Genomic DNA, 12,712 nt, shown 5'->3' on the forward strand with positions numbered 1-12,712 from the left:
CAAAAAGCCGCAATTAGCGGCTTTTTGTTATTTTGAATTGAGCGGTTCACGCTCGTGTTTATGTCTGAAGAAGACCGCAAAAAGGACTGCTATAATCAAGGTGTAGATGGCAAAAGCTAGCCAGATGTCATGCCAGTCTTTTAGCATGAGGTTACCACTTAACATGCCGTCAGGTAAGATTGAGATACTCTTTTCCTGCAGAAAATGTAGAAAATGGGTGTTGTCGATTGTTGTATCTAAATATTGTGCGAGATCTTTGCTGTTTTGAAAACTTTTGGTAAAGTAGTGGTCAATGATCCAACCCGATGCAAAACTGCCTACAACGGCACCAAAACCATTTGTCATCATCATAAACAAACCTTGTGCCGAGCTGCGTATGCTTGATGTTGTCGAAGTTTCGACAAATAAGGAACCTGAGATATTAAAGAAGTCAAATGCCATACCATAGACGATACAGGATAATACAATCATCCAAAGTCCGCCTGCAGGGTCACCAAAGGAGAATAATCCAAAACGTAATACCCAGGCTAACATCGAAATCAGCATGACCTTTTTTATACCGAATCTTTTGAGAAAAAATGGAATAGCCAAAATAAATAGTGTCTCGGATATCTGGGAAATCGACATAATGATAGTCGAATATTTCACAACGAAAGATTCTGCAAATTTAGGATAGAATTTAAATTCATCCAAGAATACATCACCGTAGGCATTGGTCAGTTGGAGTGCGGCCCCCAAGAACATGGAAAAAATAAAAAATAAAGCCATTTTATAATTTCCGAAAAGTTTAAATGCCTCTAAGCCTAATAGTTGTGTCCAGGAAGCATCTTCCTGTTGTAACTTTTTTGGTGGACATTTAGGTAGCGTAAAAGCATAGAGACTTAAAGCCAGCGCTGCGGTTCCGGCGATATAAAATTGATAAGCTGTAGCCTTGTTGCCGGTTAAATTGGTGATCCACATGGCGACGATAAAGCCTATCGTTCCGAATACCCGGATAGGGGGGAATGCCTTGACCAAATCGTAGTTATTTTCATTCAATGCCGTATATGCAATGGAGTTGGATAGGGCCAAAGTGGGCATATAAAAACACATCGCCGCTAGCATTGCATAAAAAAAAGTGTTTGGATCATTTACCTGCGGTAAATAGAATAAAACACCCGCATAACATAAGTGAAGGATAAAATATAATCTTTCGGCATTTATCCAACGATCGGCGATAATTCCCATCAGGGTAGGCATAAATAAAGAAGCGATCCCCATGGTTGCGAAAATAGCTCCAAATTGTGTACCATCCCATTGTTTTGTGCCAAACCAATAGTTTGCTATTGTAATCAACCATGCTCCCCAGACAAAGAACTGAAAGAAGCTCATAATGGTCAATCTTAATTTAATAGACATAAATCGATGTTATTTAAAATTTTTATTTCGCTTTAATGAAAGGAGTTATTTTCTTTTGGAAATCTCATCCCTAATCAAGGCAGCCTGCTCGTAGTTTTCTTCGGTCAATGCCTGATTAAGTGCTTGCTCCAGTTGCTCATCTGTCAACGAGGAGAAAGGATTTTGTGGGGATTTTGAAGGTGTTTTTTCTTCGACCTCAACAACACTTGGATCCTGAACTTTGTTGGATTTGTCCAGGTTTTCCAAAAATGCAAACTCATGTCCTTCAATGATAATTCCAGCAGAGGACATAATAAATTCGTAGGCATAGATCGGAGCTTCAAACCGTACAGCCAGTGCAACTGCATCGGATGTGCGGGCATCAATCTCTACAATCTTGTTGCCGTCGGAACAGATAATTTTAGCATAAAATATCCCTTCAATCAAATTATAGATCAGTACTTCAATGAGTTTAATACCAAAAGAATCTGCAAAAGATTGAAATAGGTCGTGTGTGAGCGGACGACTAGGAATCATTTTCTCTATCCGAATAGCAATAGCTTGAGCCTCATGGCTGCCGATGATGATGGGCAATCTTCTGTTGCCCTCCACTTCTCCCAATACAAGAGCATAAGCGCCAGATTGTGTTTGACTATAGGATAAACCAACGATATCTAATCTGATTTTCTTCATTTTAATTCCAAAGCGGTCTACAAACTTAGATAAATTTGCTTTTATATGCAATTATAACAACTAAAAACTCCCCATTCATTTTGGATAAATGGGGAGAATATATCGGATGAAAGCTTTAAATACCTTTGTAAGCCTTCAATGCCTGCGTTAATTTCGGAACGACGTCGAAGGCATCGCCTACAATTCCATAGTCGGCCACCTTGAAAAAGGGCGCTTCTGGATCTTTATTGATGACAACGATTGTTTTGGATGAGCTTACTCCAGCCAGATGCTGGATTGCTCCGGAGATACCGATTGCGATATAGAGATTGGGACTCACTACAATACCTGTCTGGCCTACGTGCTCCGAATGCGGGCGCCAGCCAGCATCGGATACGGGTTTTGAACAGGCTGTAGCCGCGCCAAGCACATCGGCGAGTTCTTCAATTATCCCCCAGTTTTCAGGTCCTTTTAGACCACGGCCGGCAGAGACGACGATTTCAGCTTCCGGTAGGGATATTTTGTCTGTTGCACGAACAATCTCTTTGACCATAGTTGTAAAATCTGTTTGGTCAATATTCGGAGCAAAAGTTTCGACATTTGCGCTATCACCGGTCTCTTTTGTTTCATATGCATTTGGACTAAGTGCGATGACTTTTATATCCGAGGTTAGTTCGAGCGTAGCGAAAGCCTTATTGGAGAATGCTGTTTTTTTGACAGTCAGTTTGTCGCCATTAATGGTCGGCAATTCGAGTGCGCCATCGGCCAGACCAGCCTCCAATTTGGCTGCAATACGTGGAGCGAGTCCCTTACCTGAGAATGAGTTGGACAGCACAAGTATTTTTGAACCGGTACTTTTTACGGCTTCAGCAATGATGCTTGCATACGCTTGGTTTACAAAAGAAGCAAGTTGTTCATTATTGACATTTAATACTTTGGAAGCACCGTACTTGCCCAAACCAGCAAGTTCGTCTTCAGCGACATTTCCGATTGAAATAGCCACAAGATCAGTCTGTATGTTGTCGGCGATGGATTTTGCATAAGAAACAACTTCAAAAGCTGATTTTTTGAATTTTCCATCAGTATTTTCTACATATACGAGTATAGACATAGTGTTTTAGCGTTTAAAGATTAAAAAACTTTAGCTTCGTCGTGAAGAAGAGAAACTAATTTTTCTACCTCGGCAGCGTCAACAAGTTTGACCGTACCCCGTGGAGCAGGCGTCTCATAGCTGACAATGTGTTCAAGAACGTCTATTGCGGAAGGTTCCAGCACATCCAATGGTTTGGTCCGTGCGCTCATAATACCACGCATATTCGGTATTTTGGGTTCGGCAACACCTTCGGCAGTGCCAATGACGATGGGTAGCTTTGCTGTCAATACTTCTTTTCCACCTTCAATCTCGCGCTCAACTGTGACTGCGTCGCCCGCAATGTCAACTTTTTTGGCAATGGAAACAGAAGGGATATGCAGCAGTTCTCCTACGATTGCTCCCACTTGAGCACCGTTATAGTCGATTGATTCGCGGCCGGTTAAGATCAAATCAAATGCATTGTCTTTGGCATATTGTGCTATCTGATTCGCAACAAACCAAGCATCGCGCGGAACGGCGTTAATCCGTACAGCATTGTCTGCACCAATTGCCAATGCTTTTCGAATGGTTGCATCAGTCGATGCATCGCCCACATTGATGACAGTTACGGTTCCTTTTCCACCTTCGGCCAACTCAACTGCTTTGGATAAAGCAATTTCATCATAAGGGTTTATAATGAATTGTACACCAGCTGTATTAAATGCAGTGTTGTCATTTGTAAAAGTGATTTTGGATGTAGTGTCAGGGACATTACTTATACAAACTAATATTTTCATATACGATTGGTTTTACTCAAACTTACCATATTTTCTTTCAATTAAAAAGTGCTAAGGCGTTTTAAATGCTGTTAAAAAGTCGTCTTGTGATTTTGATGAATTTGTAATTTTACCAGTTTTTTTCTTTTATTTTTTTTGATGTGATATAATATTGAGGTGTTTTGTTGTCTTTTTTGTAATTTTTTATTTTAAATAGCCGGTTCTTGACAATAGATTTATTACGTCAGTAAATTGTCATTTTATATGCTAGCATAGTAATTTCATAAAGCATCACAGCTCATTCGGGGTTCCTGTTTATAAAAACCTTTCGTGTGATATGGAGAGACGGGGAATTGTTTTAGTGGATATACAATTAAATTGCATATAATATGCAATTTGTCTAAGTTTGAAATAAAAAAGATATGTCGACACGATTGGATCAACTGAATGAATTTTTGAAAGAGAGCCCTGAAGATCCATTTTTAAAATATGCGATTGCAGCTGAATATCTCAAGCAGGAAGATGAACAAGAGGCCATGGTAAGATTTGAGAATTTAGTACATACAAATCCAGATTATGTAGGAACGTATTATCATTTGGGTAAATTGTACGAAAAATTGAATAGACAGGAGTCCGCGATTAATACCTATAGATCCGGGATTGAGATCGCTCGCAAGACGCGTAATTTCCATGCTTTGGGCGAGTTACAAGGTGCATTGTCATTCTTGACAGACGATGATGAAGATGATTTTTAATCTTTTCTAAATTTTTGGTATTTAATTTGTTATGAATTTATTGGTGTAACTGTTAGATGCTGATTTTTTTGAATTTGGAATGAGATGAAAAGGTATATTTGGATTGTGGGTTTGTTATTGACAATTGGAATGGTGGGATGTGATAATCCCAAACAAAGTGTTGCGGTCTATAAAGATAATTTACAAGACCTAAAAGGTAGGGATAAGGCGGAAGTAGTGATTGGTGAATATAGAGGTGTCATGCCTTGTGCGGATTGTGATGGTATAGAAACGCTTATTTCATTGCGCGCAGACAACACCTACCAATATTCATCTAAATACCTTAATAAAAGTGATGATGTGTTTATGCGTGAAGGGAAATGGAAATTGGATGGCAACATCATTACATTGGACGGCGTCGATTATAAGTTCAAATTAGGAAATCGGATACTCAGCCAGCTGGATCTTTCCGGAAATGATATTACGGGTGATATTTCCAAATATTATGTCTTGACAAAAAATTGATATATAGCCTAAGGGCTATATTAACACATAAAAAAGCCGAAAGTATACTTTCGGCTTTTTATGTTTTTGGATGTATAGCTGTTTTTCGGCTATTGAATAAGTTCCTTCTTGCTGCAAGCCTGATAATTTATTTTTCACTTGCGGGGCATGCCTGACGCTTTACCTATAAATGTTATTTGTTCTTTGTACAAAGTTCTTTCAAGGTTGCTACCACAAAATCGACTTCTTCCTTTGTATTATGCTTGCAGAATGAAAAACGAACCGAAGGACGCTCCGAGCTTGATTTGATTGCACCCAATACATGCGATCCGATGTCTGTTCCTGAGCTGCAGGCACTGCCACCAGAACAAGAGATCCCTGCAATATCCAGGTTGAATAAAAGCATGTCAGCAAGGTCACTACATGGGAAAGAAACATTCAGTACGGTATACAGTGATTTTTCTGGTTCAATAACACCATTAAAATCAATTTCGGGGATTGCTTTTTGCAACTCGTCGATCATATAAGATTTGAGTCCTTGAATATAAGCGCGGTGTTCTTCCATGTGCTCATAGGCAAGTTCCAAAGCTTTGGCAAGACCCGCTATTCCATAGACATTTTCTGTTCCGCCACGCATGTTACGTTCTTGTGCTCCACCGTAGATCAATGGTTTAATTTTGTTGTTGGCGTTAATATAAAGAAAACCAACTCCTTTCGGGCCATGGAATTTATGGGCAGCTCCGGTTATAAAATCTATTTTCAGACTGCCAAGATCATGTGGGTAATGACCCATGGTCTGTACAGTATCCGAATGGAATATCGCATTATACTTTTGGCATAACTCGGCGATGCGTTGAATATCGTTGAGATTTCCGATCTCATTATTGGCATGCATAATGGAAACAAAAGTACGCGGATTGGTACTTAAAAGTTCTTCCAGCTGGTTGAGATTTAAATTACCTTTCTGGTCAACTTCCAATAAATCAAGGTGTACCTTACCAGCTTTCTCCAACTCCTCTAACGTATGCAATACCGCATGGTGCTCAATAGGTGAGGTGATGGCATGGGTTATTCCAAAGTCGGCGATTGACCGAACGATGGCCATATTGTCCGCCTCGGTTCCGCCCGATGTGAAGAAGATCTCTGCTGGAGATACATGAAGTAGATTGGCAATCGTTTTACGTGCTTTTTCTACAATTGTTTTTACTTGTCGTCCGTGACTATGGATAGAAGATGGATTTCCAAAGTTATTGTCCATCACATCGACCATTACTTTTATTACTTCAGGATCTAAGGCTGTAGTCGCTGCATTATCAAAATATACTTGCATGCTGCAAAATTACAAATCTCTCAAGTAAATTAGAGGTATTAAATGACTTATTTTTATCATTTTATTTTCCTAATTGTAGCTGACAGTGCTGGCGTAGCGGGTCTCATCAGAATTAGGCTCTTTTGCCTGGAAAGGAATAAGATGAGTATTTTTCCGTTCTGATGAAAAAAATAGCGCCAATCTATTACTTCAGTTTGGCGCTACTTTTCTATTTTGACAAGTTCTTTTTTGGTCTGACCACGATGAGTATCACAATTCCTCCTAGTGCGAGCGCCAAACCCAAATAGGCAGCGATATCACCTGCTTGCGTGTAGAACGTAATTTCTTCATTTAAATTGATTTCCTGATTTAGGGCCGCAGGCTGCCACCATTTAGTCTGTTGTACAATATCACCACGTTGATTGATAAAGCCTGAAATCCCTGTATTTGCCGATCGGGCAACCCAGCGCCTGTTTTCAATCGCACGCAGTTTTGCATACTGTAAATGCTGGTCTTTACCGGAAGTATTGCCCCACCAGCCATCATTAGTGATAATAGCAATAAACTGAGCGCCTTTTTTGACGTATTTGGAAACATAATTGCCCCAGATGGATTCATAGCAGATAACGGGTGCGGCACCAATACCGCTCTGGGCATAGAATACCGAAGGTTCAGCCTGTTTTCCGTAGCCACCCGTCGTACCACCGAATGCTTTAAATAGAGGTTTCAGGAAGTTCATCGCTGCTCCAAAAGGCATTTGCTCTACGCCCGGAACGAGTTTGGACTTATGGTAAAACTGAAGTTTGGAGGAATAATCGATCAATGTTGCGGCATTGAAATTATCCTGATATACATTAGGAGCTATTTCACGCGCAGTAGGTGTTTTTGCATAGTTGTACAGCTGATAACTTTCAATACCTGAAAGTACATTGCCATTTTTATATTGATCTAAAAATTTTAAAATGCGCTGGTAAGAATAAGTTTCCCTAAAGTTTTCCTCATCAAAATCGCCGTTCTGTGAAAGCGCAGTTTCAGGCCAGATAAAAAACTCTGTATTGGGTTTGGCGACCGAATTTGATAAAGAGAATAAGGTATTTAATTGTTCTTCAGGACTTAAATTGAATTTAATATAAGGGTCAATATTCGGTTGTACAACGACAATCTGTGCCGGATTCTGATGTTCTTCGTAGTTGAAGTAACGTATCAGCGAGTAGGTGCTGGGAACTAACAATACTACAGCCAAAGAAGCAATCGGGACAATCTTATGTTTGATCGGATAAAGTCCTTTTCGATTGAGGTAAAGTGTAAATACTAAGATATTGACCAGCCAGACCCATATTGTTCCGCCATAAACCCCTGTGATGTCATACCATTGGATCAATTGATGGAAATTGGCGAAACCATTACCCAAAGTCATCCAGGGGAAGGCTAAATCCCAGGATTCGTGTAGAAATTCATAGCTTATCCAGAATCCCATTAATCCGAAAAGGGATAACAGGATGTTCGTTTTACGTCGTAATTGCCCATAAAGCCTGAAAGCTAGCGCCATTAAAGCGGCGCCAAGGCAAAAAGGGATCAGACTGATGATAACAGCTGCAAAAGGCGGCATAACTGCCGAAATGGAGTTGTATACCCAATAAATAGAGGCCGTATTCCAGACAACTGCGGTGAGTCCTGCAGTAAGAAATATGTTGAGGCCTTTCTTTTTGAATGTTTCACTCCGGATAATATTTTCCACTGCAATGAGTAGTGGAACAAACCCAATAAATAACAATGGACTGGAATAGGGGATTGGAGGCCAGCCCAACCACAATAAAAAGGCACTTAAAAGTGCCAGTAAATAGTTGTTTTTCACTATATATTTTCTCCCATTTATGATTATAAACTGGATAAAACTTCTCTCTTTTTACTCTCGTATTCCTCTTGGGTAATCAATTGTTTGTCGAAGAGTGTTTTTAATTTTTTGAGCTTTAAGGTAATCTCATCATCTTCCTCTTCTTTAGCGGGAGCAGGTGGGACGATAGGGGCTGCCGAAACTGGAGGAACAGCAGGAACTGATCCGTTCGGTTGCTGTGCCTGAATTGGCGCCGGTGGAGTTGGCTGGCCCGATATATAGGACTGTGGCGCCGATGGAGCAGGCGCTGTAACTGCTGGCTGAACTGCTGTATTACTTTCTTGTCGCTCGATGATCACTTCCTTTGCAACTGTTGGAGCAATGACTATTTTTTCTTTTTCGGCGGCCAGTTCGGCTTTTTTATAATTTTCAAGTGCAGCTTTGATATATTGATAAAGCTTTCTCGCCTGAACTTTCGGGATATAATCTATGCTCAGATTTTCTCCTGTAAAAGGGATAACAGTCACTTTTGAACCAAATATTTCTTCCTTAAAAGCAATATCCTTGATGTCTTGCCAGCCGAAGATTTCAAAATCAGTGGCCAAGCCCAGTTTGGTAAATTCGCACATAAAAATGCGTTTATTACTAATCGTGATACTATCCGGTAAAATGGTTACAGCAGGTTTCTTTTGAACTGCGATATAATCTATTTTTTCTCCTGGAGTAAGCATATCTTGGACTTTAGTCACCAATTTTTCAATGATTTTTATGTCCTGCCCGTCCTGTGCAAATTGTTCCATGTTCATGTCAAATACTTTTTAATACCTAAAGATTGTCAAAATTTATTCCAATCCTGCTACACAAAATACAAATTCTCCTTTAATCGGATTGTTTTCAAAGTGTAATTTTAAATCAGTTAATGTTCCCCGAACATTTTCTTCATAGAGTTTGCTCAACTCACGTGATATCGACCCTTGTCTTTCTGGTCCAAAAACGGTGATAAATTCTTCTATGGTTTTGAGAATACGATGTGGCGACTCATAGAAGATCATCGTTCTTTTTTCTTCGGCCAACGCTTTTAAGCGTGTTTGTCTTCCTTTTTTTACGGGTAGAAAGCCTTCAAAGCAAAAACGGTCGTTGGGAAGCCCCGAATTGACAAGCGCGGGTACGAAAGCTGTTGCACCTGGTAGGCACTGTACTTCGAGCCCTTCTTTGATGGCCTCACGTACCAGTAAAAAACCCGGATCTGAGATCGCCGGTGTCCCTGCGTCCGAAATTAAAGCAATGTTTTGCCCTTCTTTCAGAAATTTAATGATTTCAGATACCGCTTTATGTTCATTGTGCTGATGATGCGCAAATACTTTTTTGTCGATTCCAAAATGTTTTAAAAGCGGAGCACTGGTCCTGGTATCCTCTGCTAAGATGAGGTCCACTTCTTTCAGGACATTGATCGCACGAAACGTCATGTCCTCCAGATTGCCAATAGGTGTTGGAACTAAATATAACATGGTCAAAGTTAAGTTTTTTTTACTATATAATATGCGCTAAAACATTCTGTGCTTTTTGGAGTTTTATTTTAAAGATTATGGTAAACTCCATCACTTTATTTTAAATAAATTATGCAATACATTGAAAAAATACAGGCACATCTGGGTGCTGAAGCGAGTTATTTGTTAGAATTTGATCAACCCGCAGTTTCCAAAACAATGCTTCATCTTCCACAAGCAGCATTTATTGACCAAGTATATAGTTCGAGTGACCGTAGTCCTCAGGTCTTGCGGAGTTTGGGGCAACTTTTTGGAACGGGTCGATTAGCCAATACCGGTTATCTTTCGATACTGCCTGTTGATCAGGGAATCGAACACAGTGCAGGAGCTTCTTTTGCGCCAAATCCACAGTATTTTGATCCAGAAAATATCGTCAAGCTAGCCTTGGAGGGAAATTGTAATGCCGTGGCTTCTACCTTTGGTGTTTTGGGCGCTGTTGCGCGAAAATATGCACATAAGATTCCGTTTTTGGTTAAAATAAATCATAATGAACTATTGACCTATCCTAATCGAGCCGATCAAATCTTGTACGGAACGATTCGCGAGGCCTGGAATATGGGGGCTGTTGCGGTAGGGGCAACGATTTACTTTGGGTCTGAGGAATCCGACCGTCAGATTATAGAGGTAGCAAAAGCATTTGAAGAAGCCCATTCCTTGGGGATGGCGACGGTATTATGGTGTTATCTGCGCAATTCGGCGTTTAAAGTTGGCGATACAGATTATCATTTGGCTGCGGATCTTACCGGACAGGCTAATCATTTGGGCGTAACGATCAAAGCAGATATTATTAAACAAAAACTACCCGAATTGAACGGCGGCTTTAAAGCGCTGAATATGGGTAAAAGCAGTTATGGAAAGCTGGATGAACGCATGTATACCCAGCTTTCTTCCGATCATCCTATTGATCTGTGCCGCTACCAGGTGCTTAATTGCTTTGCCGGTAGGGCAGGCTTGATCAATTCTGGCGGGGCTTCGGGGCAGAATGATATACAAGAAGCTGTAAAAACAGCGGTTATCAACAAGCGCGCAGGTGGAACAGGTTTGATCTCCGGCCGTAAGGCCTTTCAAAAACCAATGAATGAAGGTGTCGCATTATTACATGCCATTCAGGATGTTTATTTATGCGACGAAGTAAGCATAGCTTAGCAAATGCGCGACCCCTGAGTTCATCAGGTTGAGTCTCAGCATAGGGTTTGCAAGTATAAATCAAATTGTAGAGCGTATCGATTAAGCATTTAATCGATACGCTTTTTCTATGGATAAGGGTTTGTAAAGATCTATTCCATTGAAGACAGACCTTCAATGGGTTGATGAATGTTAACCGGTGCGATGGAAATAGAGTGCCGTAAAGCAGTCAAAAAGCCTTTTGAATGGTGGTTTAGGAATAAAATAGCTTGTATATAAAGGCAAATTTATCTAAGTTTGTTCACTATTTTAAATAACACATTTATATTATGTTGCAATTAAATTATATCCGTGAGAACAGGGATACGGTAATCGAAAGATTGGCTGTCAAGCATTTCAAGGAAATTGGATTGGTCGACGAAATCATCAGTTTAGATGAAGATCGCCGTAAGATCCAATCGGAATCGGACGCACTTTCGGCAGAGGCTAATGCGGCAGCAAAACAGATTGGAGATCTGATGCGCCAAGGTAAAAAAGAAGAAGCTGAAACCGTTAAATCCAAATCCTCGGGATATAAAGAGCAAGTGAAGCAACTTTTGGATCAATTGGGTACAATTGAGGCACAATTGAATGAGAAGATCGTACAATTACCTAATTTACCGCATCAATCGGTTCCAGCAGGTGTAAGTGCTGAGGACAACGAAGTTGTTTTGAGCCATGGCGAAATCCCAGCTTTGTCGGACGAGGCATTGCCGCATTGGGAATTGTTGAACAAATATGATATTGTTGATTTAGAGCTTGGCGTAAAAGTTGCCGGTGCAGGTTTTCCTATCTATAAGGGTAAAGGAGCTAAATTGCAACGCGCCTTGATCAATTTCTTTTTGGATCAGGCAGCAGAAGAAGGATATGAGGAAGTACAGGTGCCCATTTTGGTCAATGAAGATTCTGCATTTGCTACAGGACAATTGCCGGATAAAGAAGGACAAATGTACTATGTGGGTAACGACAATCTGTATTTGATCCCTACAGCTGAAGTTCCGGTCACCAACATTTATAGAGACGAGATTGTGAAGGAAGCACAATTTCCAATTAAACATTGCGCTTATACACCCTGTTTCCGTCGTGAAGCAGGTTCATACGGGGCACATGTACGCGGATTAAACCGCTTACACCAATTTGACAAAGTGGAGACGGTGCAGATTGTACATCCTGAAAAGTCCTATGAAGTGCTGGAAGAGATGAGTTTATACGTACAGGGGCTGTTGCAGAAATTGGAGCTGCCTTATCGTGTATTGCGCCTTTGTGGTGGAGATATGAGTTTCACTGCTGCATTGACCTATGATATGGAAGTATATAGCTCTGCTCAGAAACGTTGGTTGGAGGTATCTTCCGTTTCCAATTTTGAAACTTATCAAGCGAATCGTTTGAAAGTACGTTTTAAAAATGCTGACGGCAAGATGCAACTGGCACATACCTTGAACGGTTCGGCATTGGCTTTACCGCGTATCGTCGCAGCGATATTGGAGAATAACCAAACAGAAAAAGGAATTAAGGTTCCCGCGGTTTTGGTTCCGTACACCAAATTTGAGTATATCGATTAAGTTTCAATAAATAAGTCATCTTTAGACTTATTTAATAACATCATGAAAGACGCTCAGCCTGAGAAGGTAGAGCGTCTTTTTTTTTCTGAAAGTGTCTGATCTTATTGGCCAGAAAGAACCGTCAGTTTGCTTTCATTGCGTTAGTGTCTGCGAAATCATGA

The 12,712-nt window shown here is 40.5% G+C and carries 12 protein-coding genes; 4 read left to right on the top strand and 8 right to left on the bottom strand.

Annotation, left to right across the window (positions count from 1 at the left end; all coding sequences use genetic code 11):
* Positions 1 to 27 precede the first annotated feature (27 nt).
* The 4 genes from B3P16_RS01075 to B3P16_RS01090 all read right to left on the bottom strand — a co-directional run bounded on the left by B3P16_RS01075 (position 28) and on the right by B3P16_RS01090 (position 3,918).
* Positions 28 to 1,398 carry a nucleoside permease gene (locus B3P16_RS01075; RefSeq protein ID WP_070565037.1) on the bottom strand — a complete coding sequence of 457 codons (1,371 nt, stop codon included), beginning with the start codon at positions 1,396 to 1,398 and terminating at the stop codon, positions 28 to 30.
* Between the two features lie 45 nt (positions 1,399 to 1,443).
* Entirely contained in the window at positions 1,444 to 2,070 is a 627-nt protein-coding gene (locus B3P16_RS01080) for a bifunctional nuclease domain-containing protein (RefSeq protein ID WP_046674002.1), read from the bottom strand.
* A 115-nt stretch (positions 2,071 to 2,185) separates the two neighbouring features.
* Positions 2,186 to 3,160: an electron transfer flavoprotein subunit alpha/FixB family protein gene (locus B3P16_RS01085; protein WP_286752463.1), complete on the bottom strand. Its 975-nt coding sequence runs from the start codon at positions 3,158 to 3,160 to the stop codon at positions 2,186 to 2,188.
* Positions 3,161 to 3,180: 20 nt separating this feature from the next.
* Positions 3,181 to 3,918 carry an electron transfer flavoprotein subunit beta/FixA family protein gene (locus tag B3P16_RS01090; protein WP_286752464.1) on the bottom strand — a complete coding sequence of 246 codons (738 nt, stop codon included), beginning with the start codon at positions 3,916 to 3,918 and terminating at the stop codon, positions 3,181 to 3,183.
* Between the two features lie 401 nt (positions 3,919 to 4,319).
* Here B3P16_RS01090 and B3P16_RS01095 point away from each other — a divergent pair, with 401 nt between their 5' ends.
* Together B3P16_RS01095 and B3P16_RS01100 are read left to right on the top strand one after the other, a co-directional pair.
* Positions 4,320 to 4,652 carry a tetratricopeptide repeat protein gene (locus B3P16_RS01095; protein ID WP_046674005.1) on the top strand — a complete coding sequence of 111 codons (333 nt, stop codon included), beginning with the start codon at positions 4,320 to 4,322 and terminating at the stop codon, positions 4,650 to 4,652.
* 84 nt (positions 4,653 to 4,736) lie between these two features.
* Positions 4,737 to 5,156, top strand: coding sequence for a copper resistance protein NlpE (locus B3P16_RS01100; protein ID WP_286752465.1), 420 nt, complete (start codon positions 4,737 to 4,739; stop codon positions 5,154 to 5,156).
* Between the two features lie 172 nt (positions 5,157 to 5,328).
* Here B3P16_RS01100 and B3P16_RS01105 read toward each other — a convergent pair whose 3' ends face one another.
* The 4 genes from B3P16_RS01105 to rsmI all read right to left on the bottom strand — a co-directional run bounded on the left by B3P16_RS01105 (position 5,329) and on the right by rsmI (position 9,786).
* A complete protein-coding gene (locus B3P16_RS01105) occupies positions 5,329 to 6,465 on the bottom strand; it encodes a cysteine desulfurase family protein (RefSeq protein WP_286752466.1) in 1,137 nt (378 codons plus the stop codon).
* 208 nt (positions 6,466 to 6,673) lie between these two features.
* Positions 6,674 to 8,299, bottom strand: a complete 1,626-nt coding sequence (gene lnt / locus B3P16_RS01110; protein WP_286752467.1) for an apolipoprotein N-acyltransferase — start codon at positions 8,297 to 8,299, stop codon at positions 6,674 to 6,676.
* 23 nt (positions 8,300 to 8,322) lie between these two features.
* On the bottom strand, positions 8,323 to 9,084 hold the full coding sequence (locus tag B3P16_RS01115) for a PH domain-containing protein (protein WP_286840977.1): 762 nt from the start codon (positions 9,082 to 9,084) through the stop codon (positions 8,323 to 8,325).
* Between the two features lie 36 nt (positions 9,085 to 9,120).
* Positions 9,121 to 9,786 carry a 16S rRNA (cytidine(1402)-2'-O)-methyltransferase gene (gene rsmI / locus B3P16_RS01120; protein ID WP_175441977.1) on the bottom strand — a complete coding sequence of 222 codons (666 nt, stop codon included), beginning with the start codon at positions 9,784 to 9,786 and terminating at the stop codon, positions 9,121 to 9,123.
* A gap of 111 nt (positions 9,787 to 9,897) precedes the next feature.
* Between rsmI and B3P16_RS01125 the strand changes: the two genes are divergently transcribed.
* Both B3P16_RS01125 and serS read left to right on the top strand, forming a co-directional pair.
* A complete protein-coding gene (locus B3P16_RS01125; protein WP_115049722.1) occupies positions 9,898 to 10,971 on the top strand; it encodes a class I fructose-bisphosphate aldolase in 1,074 nt (357 codons plus the stop codon).
* 308 nt (positions 10,972 to 11,279) lie between these two features.
* The gene (gene serS / locus B3P16_RS01130) at positions 11,280 to 12,551 is read left to right on the top strand and encodes a serine--tRNA ligase (RefSeq protein ID WP_286752468.1); all 1,272 of its coding nucleotides are present in this window, start codon (positions 11,280 to 11,282) and stop codon (positions 12,549 to 12,551) included.
* Positions 12,552 to 12,712: the final 161 nt, after the last annotated feature.

The organism is Sphingobacterium sp. UBA7631, assembly GCF_002483935.1.
In the GTDB taxonomy this organism is placed as follows: Bacteria; Bacteroidota; Bacteroidia; order Sphingobacteriales; family Sphingobacteriaceae; genus Sphingobacterium; species Sphingobacterium multivorum.

Excerpts from the sequence above, each read along its gene's own strand:
- B3P16_RS01115 (WP_286840977.1), bottom strand. The coding sequence starts at position 9,084 with ATGAACATGGAACAATTTGCACAGGACGGGCAGGACATAAAAATCATT.
- rsmI (WP_175441977.1), bottom strand. The coding sequence starts at position 9,786 with ATGTTATATTTAGTTCCAACACCTATTGGCAATCTGGAGGACATGACG.
- B3P16_RS01105 (WP_286752466.1), bottom strand. The coding sequence starts at position 6,465 with ATGCAAGTATATTTTGATAATGCAGCGACTACAGCCTTAGATCCTGAA.
- B3P16_RS01085 (WP_286752463.1), bottom strand. The coding sequence starts at position 3,160 with ATGTCTATACTCGTATATGTAGAAAATACTGATGGAAAATTCAAAAAA.
- B3P16_RS01100 (WP_286752465.1), top strand. The coding sequence starts at position 4,737 with ATGAAAAGGTATATTTGGATTGTGGGTTTGTTATTGACAATTGGAATG.
- B3P16_RS01075 (WP_070565037.1), bottom strand. The coding sequence starts at position 1,398 with ATGTCTATTAAATTAAGATTGACCATTATGAGCTTCTTTCAGTTCTTT.
- B3P16_RS01090 (WP_286752464.1), bottom strand. The coding sequence starts at position 3,918 with ATGAAAATATTAGTTTGTATAAGTAATGTCCCTGACACTACATCCAAA.
- B3P16_RS01095 (WP_046674005.1), top strand. The coding sequence starts at position 4,320 with ATGTCGACACGATTGGATCAACTGAATGAATTTTTGAAAGAGAGCCCT.
- B3P16_RS01125 (WP_115049722.1), top strand. The coding sequence starts at position 9,898 with ATGCAATACATTGAAAAAATACAGGCACATCTGGGTGCTGAAGCGAGT.
- B3P16_RS01080 (WP_046674002.1), bottom strand. The coding sequence starts at position 2,070 with ATGAAGAAAATCAGATTAGATATCGTTGGTTTATCCTATAGTCAAACA.
- serS (WP_286752468.1), top strand. The coding sequence starts at position 11,280 with ATGTTGCAATTAAATTATATCCGTGAGAACAGGGATACGGTAATCGAA.